At 66.5% G+C, this 22,828-nt stretch carries 21 protein-coding genes; 9 read left to right on the forward strand and 12 right to left on the reverse strand.

What is annotated here, in order from left to right; genetic code table 11:
- From AC1DTW_RS23890 to AC1DTW_RS23925, 8 genes are all read left to right on the forward strand, one after another.
- The coding region (locus tag AC1DTW_RS23890) for a serine/threonine-protein kinase (protein WP_477983897.1) at positions 1 to 984 on the forward strand (984 nt) is incomplete at its 5' end.
- Positions 985 to 1,016: 32 nt separating this feature from the next.
- Complete coding sequence (locus tag AC1DTW_RS23895; RefSeq protein WP_477983943.1) at positions 1,017 to 1,799, forward strand: Stp1/IreP family PP2C-type Ser/Thr phosphatase; 783 nt, start codon at positions 1,017 to 1,019, stop codon at positions 1,797 to 1,799.
- A 51-nt stretch (positions 1,800 to 1,850) separates the two neighbouring features.
- Positions 1,851 to 2,528 carry an FHA domain-containing protein gene (locus AC1DTW_RS23900; protein ID WP_477983898.1) on the forward strand — a complete coding sequence of 226 codons (678 nt, stop codon included), beginning with the start codon at positions 1,851 to 1,853 and terminating at the stop codon, positions 2,526 to 2,528.
- A gap of 117 nt (positions 2,529 to 2,645) precedes the next feature.
- Positions 2,646 to 4,925, forward strand: a complete 2,280-nt coding sequence (locus tag AC1DTW_RS23905) for a CHASE2 domain-containing protein (RefSeq protein ID WP_477983899.1) — start codon at positions 2,646 to 2,648, stop codon at positions 4,923 to 4,925.
- Positions 4,922 to 5,716 carry an MBL fold metallo-hydrolase gene (locus tag AC1DTW_RS23910; protein WP_477983900.1) on the forward strand — a complete coding sequence of 265 codons (795 nt, stop codon included), beginning with the start codon at positions 4,922 to 4,924 and terminating at the stop codon, positions 5,714 to 5,716. The genes AC1DTW_RS23905 and AC1DTW_RS23910 overlap by 4 nt, the downstream gene beginning before the upstream one ends.
- A gap of 180 nt (positions 5,717 to 5,896) precedes the next feature.
- Entirely contained in the window at positions 5,897 to 6,400 is a 504-nt protein-coding gene (locus tag AC1DTW_RS23915; RefSeq protein WP_477983901.1) for a pilin, read from the forward strand.
- Between the two features lie 96 nt (positions 6,401 to 6,496).
- The gene (locus AC1DTW_RS23920; RefSeq protein ID WP_477983902.1) at positions 6,497 to 8,182 is read left to right on the forward strand and encodes a Wzy polymerase domain-containing protein; all 1,686 of its coding nucleotides are present in this window, start codon (positions 6,497 to 6,499) and stop codon (positions 8,180 to 8,182) included.
- A 215-nt stretch (positions 8,183 to 8,397) separates the two neighbouring features.
- Complete coding sequence (locus AC1DTW_RS23925) at positions 8,398 to 8,898, forward strand: pilin (protein ID WP_477983903.1); 501 nt, start codon at positions 8,398 to 8,400, stop codon at positions 8,896 to 8,898.
- Positions 8,899 to 8,915: 17 nt separating this feature from the next.
- Here AC1DTW_RS23925 and AC1DTW_RS23930 read toward each other — a convergent pair whose 3' ends face one another.
- Both AC1DTW_RS23930 and AC1DTW_RS23935 read right to left on the reverse strand, forming a co-directional pair.
- A complete protein-coding gene (locus tag AC1DTW_RS23930; RefSeq protein ID WP_477983904.1) occupies positions 8,916 to 10,502 on the reverse strand; it encodes a capsular polysaccharide export protein, LipB/KpsS family in 1,587 nt (528 codons plus the stop codon).
- Positions 10,503 to 10,536: 34 nt separating this feature from the next.
- On the reverse strand, positions 10,537 to 11,574 hold the full coding sequence (locus AC1DTW_RS23935; protein ID WP_477983905.1) for a phytanoyl-CoA dioxygenase family protein: 1,038 nt from the start codon (positions 11,572 to 11,574) through the stop codon (positions 10,537 to 10,539).
- 121 nt (positions 11,575 to 11,695) lie between these two features.
- On the opposite strand from AC1DTW_RS23935, the gene AC1DTW_RS23940 reads away from it, so the two are divergent.
- Positions 11,696 to 12,400 (forward strand): class I SAM-dependent methyltransferase, encoded by a 705-nt coding sequence (locus AC1DTW_RS23940; protein ID WP_477983906.1) that lies wholly within the window; start codon positions 11,696 to 11,698, stop codon positions 12,398 to 12,400.
- Between the two features lie 4 nt (positions 12,401 to 12,404).
- On the opposite strand, the gene AC1DTW_RS23945 is transcribed toward AC1DTW_RS23940, so the two are convergent.
- The 10 genes from AC1DTW_RS23945 to pseC are packed head-to-tail and all read right to left on the reverse strand — an operon-like array spanning position 12,405 to position 22,819.
- Positions 12,405 to 13,694 (reverse strand): hypothetical protein, encoded by a 1,290-nt coding sequence (locus AC1DTW_RS23945; protein ID WP_477983907.1) that lies wholly within the window; start codon positions 13,692 to 13,694, stop codon positions 12,405 to 12,407.
- A 55-nt stretch (positions 13,695 to 13,749) separates the two neighbouring features.
- On the reverse strand, positions 13,750 to 14,697 hold the full coding sequence (locus tag AC1DTW_RS23950) for a UDP-glucuronic acid decarboxylase family protein (RefSeq protein ID WP_477983908.1): 948 nt from the start codon (positions 14,695 to 14,697) through the stop codon (positions 13,750 to 13,752).
- 32 nt (positions 14,698 to 14,729) lie between these two features.
- Entirely contained in the window at positions 14,730 to 15,563 is an 834-nt protein-coding gene (locus tag AC1DTW_RS23955) for a glycosyltransferase family 2 protein (protein WP_477983909.1), read from the reverse strand.
- A complete protein-coding gene (gene pseI / locus AC1DTW_RS23960; RefSeq protein ID WP_477983910.1) occupies positions 15,563 to 16,609 on the reverse strand; it encodes a pseudaminic acid synthase in 1,047 nt (348 codons plus the stop codon). Before pseI ends, AC1DTW_RS23955 begins: the two co-directional genes overlap by 1 nt.
- A 12-nt stretch (positions 16,610 to 16,621) precedes the next feature.
- On the reverse strand, positions 16,622 to 18,091 hold the full coding sequence (gene pseG, locus AC1DTW_RS23965) for a UDP-2,4-diacetamido-2,4,6-trideoxy-beta-L-altropyranose hydrolase (RefSeq protein WP_477983911.1): 1,470 nt from the start codon (positions 18,089 to 18,091) through the stop codon (positions 16,622 to 16,624).
- Positions 18,081 to 19,367: an aminotransferase class III-fold pyridoxal phosphate-dependent enzyme gene (locus tag AC1DTW_RS23970; RefSeq protein ID WP_477983912.1), complete on the reverse strand. Its 1,287-nt coding sequence runs from the start codon at positions 19,365 to 19,367 to the stop codon at positions 18,081 to 18,083. The genes pseG and AC1DTW_RS23970 overlap by 11 nt, the downstream gene beginning before the upstream one ends.
- Positions 19,364 to 20,047, reverse strand: a complete 684-nt coding sequence (locus AC1DTW_RS23975; protein WP_477983913.1) for a class I SAM-dependent methyltransferase — start codon at positions 20,045 to 20,047, stop codon at positions 19,364 to 19,366. The genes AC1DTW_RS23970 and AC1DTW_RS23975 overlap by 4 nt, the downstream gene beginning before the upstream one ends.
- The gene (locus AC1DTW_RS23980) at positions 20,044 to 20,805 is read right to left on the reverse strand and encodes a cytidylyltransferase domain-containing protein (protein ID WP_477983914.1); all 762 of its coding nucleotides are present in this window, start codon (positions 20,803 to 20,805) and stop codon (positions 20,044 to 20,046) included. The genes AC1DTW_RS23975 and AC1DTW_RS23980 overlap by 4 nt, the downstream gene beginning before the upstream one ends.
- Positions 20,802 to 21,662: an aldo/keto reductase gene (locus tag AC1DTW_RS23985; protein ID WP_477983915.1), complete on the reverse strand. Its 861-nt coding sequence runs from the start codon at positions 21,660 to 21,662 to the stop codon at positions 20,802 to 20,804. Before AC1DTW_RS23985 ends, AC1DTW_RS23980 begins: the two co-directional genes overlap by 4 nt.
- A gap of 11 nt (positions 21,663 to 21,673) precedes the next feature.
- Entirely contained in the window at positions 21,674 to 22,819 is a 1,146-nt protein-coding gene (gene pseC / locus AC1DTW_RS23990) for a UDP-4-amino-4,6-dideoxy-N-acetyl-beta-L-altrosamine transaminase (protein WP_477983916.1), read from the reverse strand.
- Positions 22,820 to 22,828: the final 9 nt, after the last annotated feature.

The following is a 22,828-nucleotide window of genomic DNA, read 5'->3' on the forward strand; positions in this document are numbered from 1 at the left end:
GCGCCGGCCCTGACCGCCGCCGCGCCGGCGCTGCGCCCCGACCGCGCGACGCTCGGCCGCTACCGCATCGAACGCGAGCTCGGGCGCGGCTCGATGGGCACGGTCTATCTCGGTCACGATCCGCAGATCGGTCGCCCTGTCGCGATCAAGACGATGGCGCTGTCGCGCGAGTTCGAGGGCAGCGAGCTCGCCGAGGCGCGGGCGCGCTTCTTTCGCGAAGCCGAGATGGCCGGGCGGCTGCGCCACCCCGACATCGTGACGATCTTCGACGCCAGCGAGGATCAGGGCCTGGCCTTCATCGCGATGGAGTTCGTCGGCGGCCACGACCTGCTGCGCTACACGCTGCCGGGCAAGCTGCTGCCGGTGCCGGTCGTGCTGCGCACGCTGGCGCGCGTCGCGCAGGCGCTCGCGCACGCGCATGCGCAGGGCGTCGTGCATCGCGACGTGAAGCCGGCCAACGTGATGATCGATCCGTCGGCCGGCTCGGTGAAGGTCACCGACTTCGGCATCGCGCGCATCGCCGACGCCTGCCGCACCCGGACCGGCCTCGTGCTCGGCACGCCGTCGTTCATGTCGCCCGAACAGATGGCGGGGCGCCGGGTCGACGGCCGCACCGACCTGTACTCACTCGGCGTGATGCTGTTCCAGCTGCTCACCGGCGCGCTGCCGCACCGTTCGGAGTCGATGGCCGAGCTGATGAACCAGATCGTCAACGCGCCGGCCCCCGACGTGCGCAGCCTGCGGCCCGAGCTGCCGGAGGCGCTCGCCAACGTCGTCGCGCTCGCGCTCGAGAAGCGGCCCGAGGTGCGCTACGCCGACGGCCACCAGATGGCTGCCGACCTGCTCGCGGTTGCCGCGCTGATGGATTCGATGCCGCCGCCGCGACCCCCTCAGACCGGTGTGACCCACGAACCCGAAACGCCCGGATTCGAGGCCACGGCGAAGCTTGCCCCCGTCGATCCGAGGCACAATGCCGAGCTCTGAGCAGAGGTCTCATGCCTGCAAACGCCCCGTCCATGACACTCGAGTTCTTCTGCGCCACCGACACCGGCCGCGCGCGCAACAACAATGAAGATTCGGTCGCGGTGGACGAAGCCACCGCGCTCGTCGTGCTCGCCGACGGCATGGGCGGCTACAACGCCGGCGAAGTCGCCAGCGGCATGGCGACCTCGTTCATCAAGTCCGAACTCGGCCGCTGGCTCGCCGAGGCCTCCGACAGCGCCACCGACACCGATGTGCGCCGCGCGATGGACATCTGCGTCGACAACGCGAACCGCGCGATCTTCAACGCCGCCAACTCCAACCCGCAGTACGCCGGCATGGGCACGACGCTGGTCGTCGGCGTGTTCCGCGATTCGCGGCTGCTGATGGGGCATGTCGGCGACTCGCGCGCGTACCGCCTGCGGGCCTCGCGCCTGACCCAGATCACGCACGACCACTCGCTGCTGCAGGAGCAGATCGACTCCGGCCTGATCACGCCGGAGCAGGCCGCGTTCTCGGCCAACAAGAACCTGGTGACGCGCGCGGTCGGCGTCGAAGACACGGTGCTGCTCGAGACGCACCTGCACGAGGTGATGCCCGGCGATACCTACCTGCTATGCTCCGACGGCCTGTCCGACATGCTCGACGACGAGAGCATCGCGCAGCTGATGGCGGGCGTCGAGACGCTGCCCGAGGCCGCCAATGCGCTGATCGACGCGGCCAACGACGCGGGCGGCAAGGATAATATTTCGGTGGTGCTGGCGCGTGTCCGAGGGAGCGTCGGGCCGAGCCGGTCCTGGTGGCCGTTTCGCCGCTGAGGGGCGCGTACCGAATAGCGGGCAAAGACTTAGACACAAGAGGTCAAAAGCATGGGCAAACTGGTCGTATCGCTCGATGGTGTGGTGATCAAGGAAGTGCAGATCACCAAGGACAAGACCACGCTCGGCCGCCGTCCCTACAACGACATCGTGATCGACAACCTCGCCGTCAGCGGCGAACACGCGGTGCTGCAGATGGTCGGCGCCGATGTCTTCATCGAAGACCTGAACAGCACCAACGGCACCTACATCAACGGCAAGGCCATCAAGAAGCAGCTGCTCAGCCACAACGACACGGTCGAGATCGGCAAGTACAAGATCAAGTTCATGGTCGAGGACGGCACCGACTACGAGAAGACCATGATCATGAAGCCCGGTCAGCGCCCGCCGGCGCCTCCCGGCCAGCCGGGGCAGGCGCAGAACACCGGCTTCGGCGCATCGGGCTTCGGGTCGCTCGGCGCCTCGACGATTCCCGCATCGATCCGCGTGCTCAACGGCGCGGCCGCCGGGCGCGAGGTCGCGCTGACCAAGGTCGTCACGACGGTCGGCAAGCCCGGCGTGCAGGTCGCCTCGATCACGAAGCGGCCGGGCGGCTACGTGCTCGCGCACGTCGAAGGCGCGCTGCAACCCACCGTCAACGGCAACCCGGTCGTCGGCGAAACCGTGCACCTGAAAAACGGCGACGTGATCGAGCTTGCCGGCACGCAGATGCAGTTCGTGCAAGCCTGAGCAATGACGGCCCCTGGGCACCTGCGGCGCCGTCCCCCGAGGGGAGCTCAGGCCGCTTGGGGCGGCCCGGCGCTGGCCTGAGACGACCCGGGTCCGGGTCGTGAGCACCGCCGGCCAATGACCTCGCGCTCCGGCCTGTGGCGCGCACTGCGCGCGCTGCTGCTGCTTGCGGTGCTGCTCGCCGCGCTGGGCCACGCCACCGGGCTGCGGCCGCTGCGCTTCGTCACCGAGCTCGACCTCGCGGTCGCCGATGCGCGGTTGCGCGCGTTCATGCCGCGCAGCGCCGACCCGCGCATCGTCATCGTCGACATCGACGAGAAGAGCCTCGCCGAAGTCGGCCGCTGGCCCTGGAGCCGCGACCGCATGGCGGCGCTGGCCGACGAGCTGTTCGCGAACCAGCACGCCGCGATCGTCGGCTTCGACGTGCTGTTCGCCGAGGCCGACACCAGCTCCGGGTTGCCGGCGCTCGAGCGCCTCGCGACGAGCTCGCCGGCGATCGCCGCCGCGCTGACGCCGCTGCGCGCCGAACTCGACTTCGACGCCCGCTTCGCGCGCGCGCTGCAGGGCCGCAACGTGGTCCTCGGCTACTACCTCGCGAACGCCCGCGATGGCCGCCGCACCGGGGTGCTGCCGCCGCCGGTGTTCGATGCCGCGCTGCTGCGGGGCCGCCACATCGCGTTCACGCGCTGGGATGGTTTCGCCGCGAACCTGCCGGTGTTCGCGAATGCCGCGCCGATTGCCGGCTACTTCAACAACATGCCCGACCCGGACGGCCTGGTGCGCGCGGTCCCCATGATCAGCGAGTTCGACGGCCGGCACTACGAGCCGCTCGCGCTCGCGATGTACCGCGTCTACACCGGCGGCCCGGCGGTGTTGCCGGGCTTCCCGTCCGAAGGCTGGCTGCCGCGCGACTACAGCGCGCTGCAGCGCCTGCTGCTGCGGCAGGGCGCTGCGTCGCAGGCCATCGCCGTCGACGAACGGGTGCGCGTGCGGGTGCCTTTTCGCGGCCCGGGCGGGCCGCATGGCGGCTCGTTCGAATACGTCTCGGCGACCGACCTGCTGCAGCACCGCATCGCGCCCGATCACCTCAAGGACAAGCTCGTGCTGGTCGGCAGCACCGCGCCCGGCAACTACGACCAGCGCTCGACGCCGGTCGACGACGTCTATCCCGGTGTCGAGGTGCATGCGAGCCTGCTGTCGGGCCTGCTCGACAACCGCCTGCCGGTGCAGCCCGACTGGGCCAGCGGCTTCGAGGTGCTGCAGCTGCTGCTGATCGCGACGGTGCTCGTCTGGGCGCTGCCGCGGCTGCCGGCGGTGCGCGGCGCACAGCTCGCGGCGTTTCTGAGCGCGCTGCTGATCGCGACCAACCTGTGGGCTTATCGCGTCAACGATCTGCTGCTGCCGCTCGCGTCGGCGCTGCTGCTGACCGGGCTGATCTATTTCGGCACGACGATCTGGGGCTACATCGTCGAAGGCCGCAGCCGGCGCTCGCTGGCGCGGCTGTTCGGCACCTACGTGCCGCCCGAGCTGGTCGCCGAGATGGCGCGCGACCCGGGGCGCTACAACATGCGCGCCGAGAACCGCGAGCTCACGGTGATGTTCTGCGACATGCGCGACTTCACCCGCGTCTCCGAGCTGCTGCCGCCCGAAGACGTGCGCGGCCTCGTCAACAGCTTCTTCTCGACGATGACCGCGGCGATCCGCGCACAGCGCGGCACGCTCGACAAGTACATCGGCGACGCGATCATGGCCTTCTGGGGCGCGCCGCTCGACGACCCGGCCCACGCCGCGAACGCGGCCCGCGCGGCGCTCGCGATGACGCAGCGCCTGGCGGCGCTGAACAGCGACCTGCGCGCCCGCGGCCTGCCCGAGATCGGCCTGGGGATCGGCCTGAACACCGGCATTGTCTGCGTCGGCGACATGGGCTCCAGCATGCGCCGCAGCTACACCGTGATGGGTGACGCGGTGAACCTCGCGTCGCGCATCGAGGGGCTGACGCGGCACTACGGCGTCGATATTCTGGTCGGCGAAGCCGCCCGCGACGCCGCGGCCGAGCCCGCGCCGCTGGCGGCCGGCGAGGTCTGGCGCTGGGTCGAGGTTGACCGGGTTCGAGTCAAGGGCAAGCGCAAGCCCGTGACGCTTTTCACGCCGGCGTCGATACCCGCCGAGCGTGCCGCGCGGTTCGACGAAGAAATGCGACTTTGGCTGCTTGCGTTGGCCGCCCACCGGCTGCAACATTGGGATGCGTCGCAGACCCGCTTGCAGGGGCTGCTGACGGCGTATCCTGAGTCGCCCTTCGCCGGTCTGTACCGGCAGCTCGGCGAACGCACCGATCACTACCGCGCCACGCCTCCGCCCGCCGACTGGGACGGGGCCCACACCTTCGAGAGCAAATGATCCTCAACGTACTCGGATGCTCCGGGTCCATCGCCGCGGGCTGCAAGACCACGGCCTTCCTGCTCGACGGCGACGTGCTGATCGATGCCGGCACCGGCGTCGGCGACCTCGAGCTCGAGGCGCTGGCGCGCATCGACCACATCCTGATCAGCCATTCGCACCTCGACCACGTGCTGTCGATCGGGCTGCTCGCCGACGGCGTGATGCGCCTGCGCAGCGCCGCCGGCCGCGGGCCGATCCAGGTCCACGCGCTGCCCGAAACGATTGCGGCGCTGCGCACGCACATCTTCAACGGCGTGATCTGGCCCGACTTCACGCGCCTGCCCAGCGCCGAGGAGCCGATCCTCGAACTCGTGCCGTTCGCGGTCGGCGAGCTGCTCACGCTGGCCGGCAAGCGCATCGAGGTGCTGAGCGCCTCGCACACCGTGCCGGCGGTCGGCTTCGCGGTCGACATGGGCGAGGACCAAGGTCAAGCGCGCGGCTGGTGGGTCTTCACCGGCGACACCGGCCCGAACCCGGCGCTGTGGCAGCGGCTGCGCCAGCTGAAGGTCGCCCACCTGGTCATCGAGACCGCCTTCAGCGACGAAGAACGCCAGCTCGCGCGCATCAGCCGCCACCTGTGCCCTGCGGCGCTCGGCGTCGAGCTGGCGCAGCTGCCCGGCAGCGTCGACGTGCACATCACGCACATCAAGCCGGGCGAGATGGAAGCGGTGATGACGCAGATCGGGCAGCTCGGCAGCGCGCATCGGATTCACGCGCTGGCGACCGGGCAGGTGATGCGGCTGGGTTGATGCTGCAGCGCACTGTGACCTTTTGTGTCACCTGTGACGGCGATCGAACCAGCGGCAATGCCTGTGTGACTCTTTGTGTCAGGTCTGGAGCCGAATCACACGGCTTTTCGGGGGATTCGGGGTGGCACGGGCTCTGCATCCATGCTCCCTGCCTCACCCCCAAACCCTCAGGAGTCAACCATGAAGCGTCGCGTTCAAGCAGGTTTCACCCTTATCGAATTGATGATCGTCGTCGCGATCATCGGCATCTTGGCAGCGGTTGCGCTGCCGGCGTACCAAACCTACACCAAGAAGGCCCGCATGTCGGAAGTCATCTTGGCCGCCTCGCAGTGCCGCACATCCGTCAGCGAGGCGGTTCAGACGATGAACACCTCGTCGATCGGCTCGGCCAACGGCTGGGGCTGCGAAGCAAACGTAGGCGGTGCTGGCAGTGCGCCGACGAAGTATGTGTTGAGCGTTGAGACCACCGCAAACGGCGTCATCACGGTGAAGACGACGAGCGGCACCTTCGGCGACGCGACGCTCGACGGCAAGTCGATCACGCTGACACCGTACGCCGACGTCGGCGGCGTGACCGCCATCAAGGTCGACACTGCAAGTAACCATCAAGGGTCGCAGATCGCGATGTGGAAGTGCGCTACGGTCGACGTGCCTGCGCAGTTTCTCCCGGGCTCCTGCAAGTAAGCAGCGTCAGCGCGGCCGCTTGACGGTCGCGCGTCGCAAAAGGGCGCCAATGGCGCCCTTTTGCACTTTCGAACTTCTCGCGGAGCTAGAACCCCGGTGCAAGCACGTCGTTCCGTTCTCCCGCAGTCCGTATTTCTGCTCGGCTGTTTGACCCTCGGGCTGTCCTGGCAGCTGCCCGGGCACTATCCCCCCTGGGTCGCATTCCAGCAGGAGTTGTGCGCTGCAGCGGGCGGAGCACTGATTGCCTGGGCGGTCGCAGCCATGTCGCCTCGAGTCATTTGGCCACGGCTCGCGATGCTCGCGCTGGGCATCGCTAGCGTGCCGCTGCTGCAGCGTGGGTTCGGGCTCATACCTTTCAATTCGACGGCAGTGCTTGCGGCCTTGTACTTGCTTGGCTTCGCGCTCGCTTTGGTGACCGGCGCAAGCCTCGCACGCTTGGGTCAGGATCGAGCGCTGGTGCCGTCGATCATGACCACACTGGCCGTTGGCGCGTGTGTCGCCGTCGCGCTGGCTCTGATGCAGTGGCAATCGGTCGGAATGCCCAATCTTTGGATCGCCGACCTGTCCGCGGACGCCCGACCATTCGCCAACTTCGCTCAGCCGAACCACTTGGCGACCTTGCTTGCGTTCGGTGTCACAGGGTTCGTGTTTGCCTATGAAACCCGACGAATCGCGGGCTTGGCCGCAGGCTTGGGTGTCGCGTTGCTGGCCTTTGGTCTAATCATGACGCAGTCACGCACCGCTTGGTTGTTCGTCGGCGTCGCCATTGCCGGTAGCCTCCTCATGCGCCGGCGAGTGGGATTGCGCACGTCGTCCGCGGCGCTGGGCATCGCCGCCGTCTTGTTCGTGCTTGGGGTGGCTCTCTGGGGTCCGTTGAACGACTTGTTGTTGCTCAGCGGCAGTCCCTCGCTTCAGCTGGGGCGGGGCAGTCGCCGCGAACTGTGGCCCATGATGTTGGCCGCTACTTGGTACAGGCCATGGTTCGGCTACGGGTGGACCCAGTCTGGCCAGGCGCAACTCACGACAGTGCTGGACTTTCCGCCGATCCACGAATACGACAAGAGTGCCCATAACGTGGTGCTTGACCTGCTGTTGTGGAATGGTTGGCCGCTGGGCCTGCTCATAGCGGCGGGACTCGGGTGGTGGTTTGTGTGTCGGCTGCGGTCCTGTAGCGGAGGCGCGAACTGGGCGGTTCTGCTTGCCGTGGCCACCGTGTGGTTGCACGCGCTGGTGGAGTACCCACTCAACTACGCCTACTTCCTGATTCCGGCTGGGATCCTCATGGGCATTGCCGAAGGCGGCGAATCGGCTGATCCGTTGCCGGCTGCCCCGCGCGCGACCCTCATGTTCCCCCTCGCGATCGCTTGCGCGGTGATGGCATGGGTGACGATGGAGTATGTTGAGGTCGAAGCGTCCACCCGCGTGCAGCGATTCGTCGCTACACGCGTCGGACTCGATAAGGTCAGCAGCGCACCGCGTCCGCAGGTTCAACTTCTGGATGCGGAGCTTGCGCTACTCGACTTCGGGACGGCGCAGCCCCGTACCGGCATGAGCGAAGCGGAGCTCGATGTCATGAGGCGCGTGGTCGAGGCGAATGCGTTTCCGGGAGCCCTCTTTCGCTACGCGTCTGCGTTGGCGTTGAATGGGCATTCAAGAGAGGGCGTCATCATCTTGGAGAAATTGTGTGGGCTCCATTCGCCGAAGTACTGCATGGAGGCAAAGGTTGCTTGGCAGGCCTTGCAGCAAATTCACCCGGAACTCGCGTCCGGAGATTCGCGTTGACGACGTGCGGACGGGGATTGGGCGCGCAGCCGCGAGCGGCCGGTATGGCAGATCAAGTCACTTCGCCGCGATGCGCCTGCCCGCGCCCCGCGGCAAACGCTAGATTGTGACAATTTGCGTCGGGTTTTCTGGCGAAAGTCGCGCGGAAATGCAATCCACTGCTCGGCACGGCCTTCGCGTGTGAAAGCACACTCCAGTACCTAGAAGGAATCTTCATGAAGCGTGCTCAACAAGGTTTTACGCTAATCGAGTTGATGATCGTCGTCGCGATCATCGGCATCCTGGCGGCGGTTGCGTTGCCAGCGTACCAAACCTACACCAAGAAGGCCCGCATGTCGGAAGTCATCTTGGCCGCCTCACAGTGCCGCACGTCCATAACCGAGGCGGTCCAGACAATGAACACGAGCTCAACCGGATCTGTCAACAACTGGGGCTGTGAGGCCAACGCCACCGGTGCTGGCAGCGCGCCGACGAAGTATGTGCTGAGCGTGGCCACCGACGCAAACGGCGTCATCACGGTGAAGACAACGACGAACACCTTCGGCGACTCGACGCTCGACGGCAAGTCGATCACGCTGACGCCGTACGCCGACGTCACCGGCGCGACCCCGATTAAGGTCGACACTGCAAGCAACCATCAAGGGTCGCAGATCGCGATGTGGAAGTGCGCTACGGTGGATGTGCCTGCGCAGTTTCTCCCGGGCTCCTGCAAGTAGACGGCAAGGTGCGAAAGCTATCGACTGCCCACCGGCCACAAAGACCGCAGCTGACCGATAGATCGAGCCCACCACCGCCGGCGCAGTGGCGACGACACCGCGCGCTCCGGCGTGGACGTTTGAGCGGCAGTCAACAGAGCGGCCCAGTCGCGCTGCGCGATCTGCGCCAGAACGGCATCTTCTTCGCTCGTACTCGGCGCGAAGCTCGCATCTTCGGCCTCCAAAGTCTGGCTACGCAGCAAGCGCTCGATCTTGTCCGCATCGCCCCCGCCAGGGTAAGAGAAATCCACCGCAGAGGTGCTCAGAACATGGGAGGTGAATTGAGGGGCGCGCCCCACCATGCAGTAGCCAAAGCGCAGTGCGCGGCGGGCGATCTCGTCGCTGGTCGCTGCACGTTCGAAAGTGGTCTGCAAGGCGTTCATCGCCAGGCCGGTCACCCCCGCCACCGAATAGGCGCGATCTGCATAGCCGGCCGCCTGATACCAGGAAGGCCCAATGGCAATGACTTGCTTGCCTAGTACGCCGGCCTCGAGCCCTGCGCTGCTCCCGTTCACCACGACCGCGTCTGCCTCCTCGATCAATCCCAGCGTGCTGGCGGGGTCGGCGCTCGCGACGACGTGGACGCCGCGGTCGGTTGCCCACTCCGTGTAGTAGCGTTCCGGCCGTTCGCCACTGGCGTGGCCAATACTCTCACCCCAGTTCGGGTGGCAGCGCAGCACGCAATCGGTGGCCCTGAGATTCAGATGCGACATTACGGCGTCGAGTGCAGCCGTTGGTTCTGTCCAGGCCGTTGCCCAATCCGGGTGACCGTGAAACTCGTTTCGGCTGCTTGGCAGCATCAGTACACGGGGTCCGCTGCCGCGGCGGGGCCAAGGTGTGCGCATGGCCTGCTGGTTGTAGGCGCGCCATTCGGTGGTGTTGACGCGCAAGAAGCGCGAGGCCACATGACGTGCAATGCGCGCCGCCTGGGGCGCCGTCAGCGGCAACTCGCTGTATTGAGCCACCAGCCGGTCGATTGACTGCAGTCCGAGGCAATCTTCGCCAGGCAGCAACTGGATGCCGTCTCCAAACCAAGAGCGTTCGACTGAGACATAAGGAATGCCGGCGTCGCGTGCTGCTTCGAGAACGGCGCGGGTAACGTCCATGCGGCCGTTGAACAGGTACACGCCATCAAGGCACTCACGCTCGATCCAGCGGAGCGCCGCCGCGTACGTCCGTGCGATGGCCGGCACCAGCGCGTCGGCAGTGCGCTGTGCCTGCTCGCCAGCGAACTCGGCGGGAGTCTCGAAGCGCCATAACGTGTTTGCGCTTGAACGCGCCCACGCTGCGAATCGCGGTTCAACTGACGAGCGGCGGTCGGCGAGAGCGCCGATGCCTGTGACGCCGTGAGCCGCAAATGAACGGCTGGCGCCAGCGCGGCACTTCAGGCATTCCCACCAGGCCGCGTTGTCGGGCCGCATCTCACGCGAGTAGCAACTGGGCAGGTCGCCGTCGCAGGCGAGAAAGCGAACCTCATGACCCGCCTGCTGCGCCAGCAGCGCCAGGTAGTGCATGTGTTCCACGTGCGGTCGCCACGCGTAGAGGCTTGCGAATCCGATGCGCATGTCGACGGTCAGGCTGTGAGATGAAATCGTCTACTCATGCGGAGGAGCCGCCGGCATCGTCAGCGAATGAGAAGCGCGTGTAGTACCCCGGGCATGCCGATGCCTGCTCGCGCCAAAAGTTGCTGACGGGCACACGCAATGTCTGATAGCTCTGCCCGAACAGTGCGGACGTGTATTCGAGTTGCAGGATCAATCGGTAGCCGCTCTTCAGGGGTTTGCCTTTGTGGAAGCCGGAGGTGTCGACCGCCATTCCCACACCGCGGGCAGCGCAGATCTCGACCTCACGCGCTGAATCGTGCTGCGACAGGACTGCAAAATCGCTGTGGCGCCCGTCCTTCCAGAGCGCTGTCGGACGGTCTCGATGGCTCGCACGGATGTAGCAGTGCGGCCCCGTTTCCGGTGTCACATCGGTCAGGTAGAAGAAGACCTTCAGGAACTGTGGCCGATCCATGTCGAAGTGATAGAGCTGCGCCGCTTCCGAGTTTGCCGGACCAGGAGCCGGAGCGCTCCACCACATGGCGATGAGATCGTTGACAGGTTCGCAGCCCAAGTAGCGACGTGCCAGCTCGCGCAGCGACGAGTCCGCGAGCAGACGCTGCACGATCGGATGCTCTACCAGGCGATATTCCGGCAGGTTGTACTTCACGGCCCTCGGGGCGGCTGGATCGAACTGCGCCAGCAATGGGCCGCTGACGGGTGTTGGAATCAGGTTCCCAGGGGTTGCGAGCGCGAACGCGGTCAGCTCGTCGCATTCCGCCTCGCTCAGTAGAGAGCCGAGGACCACGAAGCCGTCGCGTTCCAAGTCAGTGATGCGCGAGCTGAGCTCGGCGTGTGGGAGGTGGCCCAAGACGCCGGGCCACTCCGTCGCGACGGTGGATGTCTTCCCCAGCAAGCGGACAAGCAGCCGGTTCGACCGTCCCCGGGTGATGCAGTAGAGTCGCCTCATGGCCCAGTACGAGGGCCATGGCGTCTTTCCAGTCGCACGGAAGACCAGCACGCCCAGCGCCAACAAGGGCCAGTGCACCAGCCACCCACACGCGCGGGTGTAACTCAGATCGCGCATCCACTGCATTGAGTTTTCCGGCCCATCCGTTCAAACCAGAACGATAACGCACGGCACATCGAACGAGCCAACGAACCGTATGCCAAATCCAAGTCAAGTTCGGCGCGTGAAGGGCCTGTTGCGACACACCTTGGACCAGTTGCTGCTGGTCGACCTGATCCGGTATGCCGTGGTTGCTGTCCGCTACCTGTGGTTTGTGCAGCTGCGTCATCGGCTGGCGACGTACGACCCGAATACCACCGTCAGCTCCCCAGTGGCGTCGAACACCGTGTCCCACAATCTGAAGGGCTTGCGAGACTTGGCGGTGAATCGCTCACATCTGTTGGTGCGGCCGCTGTCGGTGATCGAAGCCCTGCCGGTCGAGGCGCGCGTGCTCTCGATCGGGCCGCGCACAGAGGGGGAGCTGTTCAGCCTCGCCGCACACGGCTTCGTATGGCGGCAGATCACCGGGCTGGATCTGATCTCTTATTCTCCGCGGGTGCGACTCGGCGACATGCACGACACGGGACTCAACGCCGATCACTTCGACGCAGTGATTCTCGGCTGGGTGCTGGCCTACAGCGAGGACCCCCGCCGCGCCGCTCAGGAGGTGGTCCGCATTACGCGAGCCGGCGGCGTTGTCGCGATCGGAGTCGAATACAGCCCCCTATCGCAGGAGGAAATCATCCGCGACGTGGGCTATCTACCAGGCGCAAGGCATCGGATCGCATCGTGCGATGAGATTCTCGGTTTCTTCGGTGCAGCCGTGGGTCATGTGTACTACAAGCATGAAGTTGCTTCGAGCGACCAGGGCCAAGACGGGGCCCTTTGCGTAATCTTCTCGGTATGCAAGTGAACCATCAGCCGCGCACGGCCGCGGCTTCGGCCGCCGCTCGGCGGGTGGCCTGCATCACCGAGGCCGCGCTGGCACCGTGCGAAGCGAAAGCGCTGGCCATCGCGAGCCATGCCAGCGACAGCGACGTGGGAGCCGACGCAGTCGCATGTAGATAGAGTCCGTATCCCACGAGAACCGCGAGAAGCGCCGAAGCCTGGCCCGCAAGCAGGGTCGACTCGCGCTCGATCACGATCAGCAGGCTCGACCAGAAGTCGGCCAGGCGGAACAGGCTTGCAAGTAGCAGCGGCAGCATCAATGGTAGAGCGGCGCTGTACTGCGGCATCCACGATTCGACGGCGTAGTTGAGCATCCACAGTACCGGCGCGAGTGCCGTCCCGCCGGTCAGAAGCAAGCCGAAAGTCAACAACCGCGTCAACCGGTAGGCGCTGGCTTCCTGGCCGTGCGCCCGCCGCTGCGCGAGCAGTGGCAGCAGGCTTGAGTTCAGCAGGCTCTGAAACGATTGAGCGACCACAAGCGCGAGCCAGGCGAAGGCGTACTGCCCGAACGCCGGCTTCGGCAGAACCTCTGCGGCGATCCAGCGGTCCACGTTTAACGACAGGAAGATGGCGATCGTGCTCGCCAGAAGCGTCAACGCGCGCGTCCAAGGCATGGGCGCGGCATCCACTCGCGCGGCGCCAAAGAGCCAACCCCAAGTCAGGTTCGCGAGCCGCAGTGCACGCTGCGCGGTCAGCGCTACGAACAGCATGGTCAGGAGAATCTCGACCAGTGCGATGCCCGTTGCGCCGGCTCCGAGGCCGGCTGCGGCAGCGCCGGCAAGTGCCACGGAGGCACTGCGCGCCAGCATGTCGCGAGCGTAACGCGTCATGGCGAGCCGACTGCGGCTCTCGAAAGCCGCGAGCAGAAACAGCTGCTGACTCCAACCGTGAACGAGGCCCAGAGCCAGCTCCTGAGGTGACAGATCGAACATCCGTGTTCCCAGTAGGACCGCCACTAGCCCGATGGCCGCGACCAACGTCGTCAGAGCCGCCGTGCGAGCCAGCAGCCACAAACCTCTTCGCGCGCGGCCACGAGCGAAGAGGGCGGGCAGGTCGCGGCTTGCCACGGCCTGCAGGCCGAGGCTGCCAACCATTCCAAAGGCCGTCGATACGAGCAACATCTTCGACAGTGACCCGAATGACTCGACGCCGGTCAGCTGTGCATAGATGAGGAGCTTGGCAAATGACACCAACGCGGCCAAACCGAGCAGCGGGACATACGAGAAGTGGCGCGCGCCACGTGAGAGAGTCGTGCGCATCAACTGCCAGGACCCCGGCTCAATGGAGAGAGCTGGCCCGCGTCAACCACGACGCTCAGGCGGCCAGCCGCTTGCGAAAGTAATCGATCGTCTCGCGCAGCCCGTCCTCCAGCTCGACTTTCGGTGCCCAGCCGAGCGCCTGATGGGCCAGCCCGATATCGGGCTGACGCTGGCGCGGGTCGTCGGCAGGCAGTGGCTTGAAGCTCAACTTGGAGTGACTCCCTGCGAGGCGAATCACCGTCTCGGCCAGTGCCAGCATCGTGAACTCACCCGGATTGCCGATATTGAGTGGGCCTGTGAATTCGGCGGGTGTGGCCATGAGGCGCACCAAGCCGTCGACCAGATCGTCCACATAGCAGAAAGAGCGAGTCTGCTGCCCGTCGCCGTAGATCGTGATGTCTTCACCACGCAGCGCCTGCACGATGAAGTTGCTGACGACGCGGCCATCGTTCGGATGCATGCGCGGGCCATAGGTATTGAAGATGCGCGCTACCTTGATCTCGAGCCGATGTTGTCGCCAGTAGTCGAAGAACAAGGTCTCCGCGCATCGCTTGCCCTCGTCGTAGCAACTGCGAATGCCGATCGGATTGACCCGGCCCCAATAGTCTTCTGTCTGCGGGTGCACCTCAGGGTCGCCATACACCTCGGAGGTGGATGCTTGCAGGATGCGCGCCTTCAGCCGCTTGGCCAACCCCAGCATGTTGATCGCACCATGCACGCTGGTCTTGGTGGTCTGCACCGGGTCGAACTGATAGTGTACGGGGCTGGCGGGGCAGGCGAGGTTGTAGATTTGGTCGGTCTCCACGTACAGCGGAAACGTCACGTCATGGCGCATCAGTTCGAAGCGCGGCTGTCCGATCAGGTGTTCGACGTTGCGGCGCGTGCCGGTGTAGAAATTGTCGACGCAGACCACGTCGCGCCCCTCGCGCAACAAGCGCTCGCACAAGTGCGAGCCGAGAAAACCCGCACCCCCGGTCACGAGACTCGAATCGCCTTCACGCATGGTGCATGGTCCAGGTTAAGAGCTGGCTCGCCTCACAGGCGGCCGCGCCATACGCGCAGGTATATGGCTTGAAAAGCGTAGCTTGCCATGAGCATGGGCGCCGCCAGCGGAAACAGCCACATCTGCCTGCGTCGCGAAAAGTGCCGCCGCAAGGCTCCCATTGCGCGCCGCGCCATGCGGAGCTTGCGCGCCGACAGCGAGCTGGGGAGCCGCCGGTAGTCGACCAGCGGCAGCTCGATCTTCACGACCTTTGCTCCGCGCTCGATCAGCCGCAGCCACAGGTCGTAGTCTTCGACAGCGACGAGCTCGCGCGTTGTGTCGAAGCCGCCTGCTTCGGCGATGAGAACTCGCCGGCACAGCACGCTCGAGCCGGGAATGATGTTCTTGCCGAGCAGGCGCCACAGCCCGATACGCTCGACGCACAACCGGCGGGTGGGGTCTACCGGTTGATATGGTGCCGGTGGCCGCGGCGGCGCGAAATCGCGGATCGCCGTGCACACGAGGTCGGCCGATTCTGCCTCGGCGACGCGCAACTGCAGTTCCAGCTTTTGTGGATGCCACAGGTCGTCGGCGTCGCAGAACGCGACCCATGTCGTTCGCGCCTGCGCCAATGCGAAGTTGCGCGGACCGGCCGGCCCACCGCTGTTCGCGGGCAGCCGCAGATGGCGGATGCGCGTGTCACGCGCCGCGAACTCGGCGATGATGCGCGCGGTGTCGTCGGTCGATGCGTCGTCGGCGACCAGCACCTCGGTCGCCGCATGCGTCTGCGCCTGTATCGATTCCAGCGTCTGCGCGATCCACTCGGTGGCGTTGAAGGCCGGCACGATCACCGTCACGTCCGGCAGGGCTGAAGCGGTGACGCCCATCAGCCCAGCAGCTCCCAGGCCAGGGGCGTGCCCGCGTCCACGTCGCGATTCACGCGCCGGCCGAGCACCTGCCCCAGGTGCTTCGGCGGCAGGCCGAAGCCGGGCCGCACGGCCCGAACGTTCTCGCTGGTCAATAGGTCACCGGCTTTCACGTCGCGCGCGATGTACAGGCTGCGCCGGAACGCCTTGGACTTCTCTTCGGCCACGGTCGTACCGTAACGCACCTGTCCGAGACCTTGCCAGGCCCGTTCCGTCTCGATGCGCAGCGAAGCGAACTCGTCCGGCTCGAGCGAGAAGGTCGAATCGACCCCGCCGTCGGCGCGGCGCAGCGTGAAGTGCTTTTCGATCACCGTGGCGCCGCAGGCGACCGCCGCCACCGCCACGCCACAGCCCATCGTGTGGTCCGAGAGGCCGACCTCGCAGCCGAACAGCTCGCGCATGTGGGCGATGGTGCGCAGGTTGGAGTTCTCCGGCGTGGCCGGGTAGGTGCTCGTGCACTTGAGCAGCACCAGCTCGCGGCAACCTGCATCGCGCGCCGCACGGACGGCTTCATCGATCTCGGCCACACTCGCCATGCCGGTGGAGATGATCATCGGCTTGCCGGTGGCGGCCACGCGGCGAATCAACGGGAGATCGGTGTTCTCGAACGATGCGATCTTGTAGGCCGGCACGTTCAGCGATTCGAGGAAATCGACTGCGGTCTCGTCGAAGGGCGTGCTGAAACAATGCACCCCGAGCGCCGCTGCGCGCTCCATGATCGGGCGATGCCACTCCCACGGCGTGTGTGCCTCTCGGTAGAGTTCGTGCAGTTGCCTGCCGGCCCACAGGCTGCCTTCATCCTCGATCACGAAGCCGGGCTTGCGCACGTCCAGCGTCATGGTGTCGGCGGTGTAAGTCTGCAACTTGATCGAGTCTGCGCCGGCCTGTGCGGCGGCCTCGACGATCTGCAGCGCGCGCTCCAATGATTGGTTGTGATTGCCCGACATCTCGGCGATGAGATAGGGGCGGTGATCAGGGTCAACGGGACGGGACGCGATGGTGATCATGCGAGTAATACCTCAGACCAGCCGCTTGGTCAGCCGGGGTGCGTCGCCATCGTACCCGGCGTTGCGGAACATCCGAAGGGAAGCCGTGTTGCTTGGTACAACGTCGGCCTCGATCCACGTGGTCGCCGGCCAGGCGACCTGCAGCGCCGCCTGGCCACAGTCGAGCAGCACGGGCCCCAACCCCAGACCCAGCAAGGACGGGTCGAGGTAGATCGACACGCGGGCAGCGTGCTGCGCGGGCAACGCGTCAAAGCGGACCACGCCTACCGCGTGGCCACCGACACGGCCGATGAGCAGCACCCGGTCGGGCGAGTCGAGCGACGCGGCGTACCAGCGCCGGTGCTCCTCGAGGTTGATCGGCTCCGAGTGCAGCGACACCGTGCGCACCGCCGGGTTGTTGCGCCAAGCGAGCACCAGATCGCACTCGGCCGGCCCGGCACGCTGCAACTCGAGGCGCGTCGCCAGCATCCCTAGTGCAACGCGAAGTGCCCCGCGTCCATCGACCAGCTCGCGCGAGCGCGTCGCCAGCACTTCACGATGTCGCGGATCATCGATGAGCGCACCGATCGCCCGCGACAGCGCGGCGCGGTCCGAGAGTGTGCCGTCGAAGGCTGCGACGATGCCGCGCCTTGCCACGGTCGGCAGCACGGTGTCTTGGTTGGCGGCCAGGCTCATCGCCAACGCGGGTGCGCCGATGCAGCAGCGTTCCCAGGTGGCGCCACCGCCGGCGCCGATCTGCAGATCGTGGCGGGCGTGAAAGGCCGCCAGATCGGGTAGGTCAACACTGAGCCGCGCCGAGGGGTCGGCGTATACCTCTGCCGCGAGCCCGTCCAGATGCGGATTGGCAGACGTGCTGACGACTTCGATTGGTCCGTCGAAGACACTGCGGCAGGCCTGGAGCGCCGTGATAGAGGCTTGGCCAGGATCGCTGCCGCCCATGAAGATGCCGACGCTGCGCACACGCGGATGAAACTGGTAGCGCGGTGCGCTTTCATAGGTCGGGTCGAGCAGCGCGTAGCGGCAGCCGCTCAGCAGGCGCGTCCGAGGCGATAATGACCTCGCGTGTTTCGCACACGAGTCGTCATGCTCATTGGGGTCGACCAGCAGATCGGCTCGCAATGGCCGATTCGCGAGGTCGTCGATCACCGCGACGCGCGCGCCTTGTGCGGCCGCCGCTTCATGCCAGCGTGCATCGAGCATGTAGTCGTCGACGACGACCCAATCACAGCCTCGCAACACCGCGAGCGAGCGCTCAGCATCCGCCGAAGCGGCCAGCGCCTCGCCGATCTCATGCACGGGAAATCCGCGATCGCGCACCCAGGCATCGAACGGTGACGGTGCCGAGGGCAGCGCGAAGGCAACCCTCGCGCCCAGCGTACGCAGGCGCAGTGCCAGCGAGAGGCAGCGTCGCACGTGACCCGCGCCAACCGTCTCGGAAGCGACGGTTCGAATCAGGATCTGGGGCGCGGCGCTAGCGGACACGGAACAGTGGCTCGAGCGGCTTGCCGCGCAGCTGCTCGCGAAGCCTGCCGTCAGACAGCGCGCGCGCCAGCAAGGTCAGGGTCTCGTCATAGGCCCGCAACAGCGCATCGATATCGGCGTCGCTGTGCGCATAGCTGAGGTTGTGGCTGCCGAGCGTAAGCACGCCACGCGCCAGCATTTCCTGCATCAGCAGCGTCTTGACATCGAACACGCTCACCCCGGGCGCCTCGCGCAGATTTAGGAATGTCCAGCTGGGGTGGCCGGACGCCGTCGCCAGATGACTCAGGCGATGCCGCGTGATGAGCTCGGCGAGTCGCGTGCGCAAGTCGGCGCCGCGCCGTTGCAGCGTTGCGATGACCGGATCCGTCCGCAGCTTGCTCAGGGTTGCCTTTGCCGCCGCCAGCGACAGCGTTTCGCCGCCAAACGTGAAGGAAAAGAAAATCTCCTCCATCAGCTTCATCACGTCGCGTCGACCAGCGATGGCAGACACCGGGTAGCCGTTGGCCAATCCCTTGCCGAAGGTGGCAAGGTCGGGCGTGACCCCGAAAAATTCCTGCGCGCCGCCGTTGGCGAAGCGAAAGCCTGTGATGGTTTCGTCGAACACGAGGAGCGCGCCGTGGCGATGCGCCAGATCACGCACACCCTCCAGGAACCCCGGCTCGGGCTCGGCCACGTTCATCGGCTCGAGGATGACCGCCGCGACACCGCCCGCGTGTTGATCGAACACCGCCTGCAGCGACGCGAGGTCGTTATAGCCGAAGGTGTGCGAGAGGTCGCGCACCGCCTGCGGTACGCCACGATGGCGCGCGGTCGTGCCGATGTACCAATCCTGCCAACCGTGATAGCCGCACACGGCCACGTGGTCGCGGCCGGTGTAGGCACGGGCCAGGCGGATGGCCCCTGCGGTAGCGTCCGATCCGTTCTTGCCGAAGCGCACCATCTCCGCGCAGGGCACCATGTCGCAGATGAGCTCGGCCACTTCGGCCTCGATCGGATGCGGCAACGAAAAGATCACGCCCTGCTTGAGCTGGGCCTCGACCGCTGCGGTGACATCCGGGTCGTTGTAGCCGAGAGTGACCGAGGCCAGGCTGTTGACGAAGTCGATGTACTCGTTGCCATCCAGGTCCCACACGCGCGAACCCTGCCCATGCGTGATGAAGTAAGGCGAGACGCCGTGCGGGTACTGCGTGCGGCTCTTGCTAAAGGTCTGGCTGCCGAGCGGAATGACGCGCTCGGCACGCTCGAGGTAGGCCTCGGATTTTTTGTAGCTTCTCAAGCCGGTGTCTCCATGGGTTGCGGCCAAGCGGCCGCGTCGTCCTTGCGCAGCAGCCAGAAACCGATGCGCTCGTGCGGATCGTCGTGCCAACCGAGGCCGGCGTGCGAGGCGGACCATTTCTCTGCCACTCGATACGCGGGGTGGCCGAGGAAAAGGCGGGAGTGGTCGGCCTTCCACGACCACAGCCCTTCGTGGTGATGGTAGGGCTTGCGTTGCGGCGCGTCGGGATCGAAGTCGAGTATCGCGAGCCAGCCGCGGGGCTTCAGCACGCGGTCGGCTTCGGCCACGCAGCGCCAGAGCAGGGGCCGGTCCACCAAATAGAGGCAGAAGCCGAATAACACCAGATCGAAGGCGTGGTCGTCGAAGGGCAGCGCGTCGGCCGTGGCCACGCGAAGGTCCAGCGCCGGCTGCGCCGCGCGGCCCGCTGCGATGGCGGCGGCAGAGGGGTCGATGCCGGCGGCGTTCAGCCGGCCTTTGGCAGCGAGAGCGGCGAGGTGGCTGGCGTTGCCGCAGCCGATCTCGAGCACCGAGTCGCCGTCGCGCAGTGCAGCGGCGAGGTGGTTCACGACCTTATCGCGTATGCTGCTCGGCGCATTCAGGTGGGCCTCGTTGCGGCTGAACCATGCGTCGCCTTCGCCGCCGAGAAAGGCGCTGCGCTGCGGGACGGGGAGGTCGCTCATGACGTCGGGTCGGTGGCCAGCGACTGGGCGTAGCCCTCGTTGCGCTGATGGCGATTGATCTCGGCCAGCTGCGGTTGGCGCTCCAGCGCGCGCAGCAGGTCGTAGCGGTCGAAGCCCGTGGGGCCGGGCACGCCGGCCGCACCCAGAAGAGCATTGAGAAAGCGCAGATCGTCTGGGTAGTCCACGGTCCAGCGCAAGGACGACAAATCGACCAAGGCGCGCAGATGCATGGAGCGAAAACGCTGCGAGTGCTCGCGCAGAAACGGGGTCACATGCTCGCGTTGCGACGGCAGACGGGCCTCGCGGTCGGCGGCGTCGAGTGCGCTTCGACTCATGGCCTCGACGTCCAGGCCGTCCGGCCACATCGGCGGGTTGCAGTTGGACGCGTAGTCCGCGCTGCCCGAGTGAAGGGCTTCGACCACGGCTTCGATCTGATCGGCGTCGATCAACGGACAGTCTCCGGTCAGACGCACCACCGTCTCGGCCGCAACGGACTGTGCGGCGCCGGCGAAGCGGGCGAGCACGTCATCGAGCGGTCCCCGATGCACCCGGACATGGGCGCGCGTTGCCAGATCGACCAGCGGGTCGTCGCTGGAATGGTCGCTGGTCGCCAGGACCAGGTCGTCGAGGCACCGGGCTTGGCGCACGCGTTCGACCATGAAAAGAATCAGCGGCAGACCGCCCAGCGGCTGCAACACCTTGCCGGCAAAACGGCTGCTCGAGCACCGCGCCTGAATGATGGCCACGGTGCGGCTCATTGCGGGGAGCTCCAACGTCGCGGGTCGATCACCCCCGGGTCGTCCACCGCCAGCTCGGGTGCGTGCAGCGGATCGGCGCGCTCCCAAGCGTCGACAATCTGCGCAAGTTGTGCTGTACTGTCCACGCCGATCACGCAGCCGCTCGCGCCGGGCAACCCGCGCGCGATGGAGAGTGCGGCCGACAAGGGCGAGAGGTCCCGCTGCGCGCACCATGCGTGCCAGCGCGCGAGCGCCGGGCCGGCGGCCGGCAGCTTTCGCTGTGCCGCATCGATGGGCATCAGCAACAGCCCTTGAAGAAATGCCGAACGCACGAAGAGCGCGATGTCGCGACCGAGCTGCGGATTCGCTGACATGCGCTGATCGAAGGCGTTGCCAGGCAACTGCGCTTGCGCGATGCCGTACTGCTTTGCCAGCGCCGCAAGTTCATCCGGCGCATAGACCGAGACGCCCGGACGCAGCTGCGGCCCGCAGGCGGAAACGAGTGCTGCCCAAGCGGCCTCGCCATGCGGCAACGCGAGCGCGCGGGCGTCGTGCAGCAACACGGCTTCGAGGTGGTCCCCGAGATGTCGGCGCGCGATGTCGACACTGCGGCGCACCAGCGCGGCCGCTTGGGCGGTGCCAGCGTCGCTAGGCGGCGCCGGGATCTTCGTCGTAACCCGCCAACGTGCGCCGGTTGGGAGCAGGCGCGCCAGCCGCGGCTCGATGTCGCCATACGCTTGGGCGGTGTCGAGTTGCGTGATGCCGGCGTCGCGTGCGCAGGCCAGGATGTCGCGCACTTCGCGCTCTGCCACCGGCCCCGCGGCACCGGCAATGCCGTACGCGAGACCGAACTGTGCAGTACCGAGGACGAGTTCCACGCCGTCCGCCCTCAGCGCAGCGCTGTCTGCAGCGTGTCGACTACTTCGTCCTGCTGCGCCTCGCTCATCGCCGGGAACAGCGGCAGCGACAGAGCGCTGCGATACCACGCTTCGGCCTGCGGAAAGTCCCCCGGCGCGAACCCGCGGGCATGCCAGTAAGGCTGCAAGTGGATCGGGATGTAGTGCACCTGGACGCCGATACCCGCGGCACGCATGCGGGCGAAGACGGCGGCGCGATCGATCTGCGGAGCCAAGCGAACAGCGTACAGGTGCAGCGACGATTGACGATCCGACAGCCGCGTCAGCGCCTGCAGCGGCAGACCAGCCAGTAGCCGGTCGTAGCGCGTGGCGAGCCGCTGCCTTGCCGCGAGAAAACCGGGCAGCCGATCGAGTTGCGCGCAGCCCAGGGCGGCTTGCAGGTCGGTCATGCGGTAGTTGAAACCGAGGGCGACTTGCTCGTAGTACCACTCGCCGGGCGACACGCTTTGCATCAGCGCCGGTTCGCGCGTGATTCCATGGCTACGAAGCAGGCGAAGTTGCTGCACGAGACGTTCGTCGCGCGCCAGCACCATGCCACCCTCACCGGTGGTGATGATCTTGACAGGGTGGAAGCTGAGCACAGCGAGATCTGCATGCCGGCTGCCGACCGGGTGGCCTTGCAAGCGCGCGCCGACCGCATGCGAGGCGTCCTCCAGCAACGCGAAGCCATAGCGATCGGCCAGCTCGCGCATGCCCGGTAAATCGGCGCTCTGGCCGGCAAAGTCGACCGGGATCACCACGTTCGGCAGGGTTCCGTAGCGCCGTGCAAGCTCGAGTTTGTCGGCCAATGCCGCGGTCGACAGGCAAGCGGTGGCGGGGTCGATGTCGACGAAATCGAGCTCGGCCCCGCAATAGTGAGCACAGTTGGCCGAAGCGACATAGCTGATCGGGCTCGTCCAGACCCGCGAGCCTGCGCCAACGCCGAGCGCGAGGCAGCCCAGGTGCAAGCCAGCCGTGGCATTGGCCACCGCGACCGCGTGAGGCACTTGGTGCAGCTCGGCGACGCGTTCCTCGAATCGAGGGACCATCGGCCCCTGGGTCAACCAACCCGAGCCCAGCACCTCTTGCACGGCGGCGATCTCGTGCGCGGTGATGTCCTGCGTTGAATAGGGAATCATCGCCGGGCC

The sequence above is a fragment of the Rhizobacter sp. P5_A1 genome (assembly GCF_056400745.1).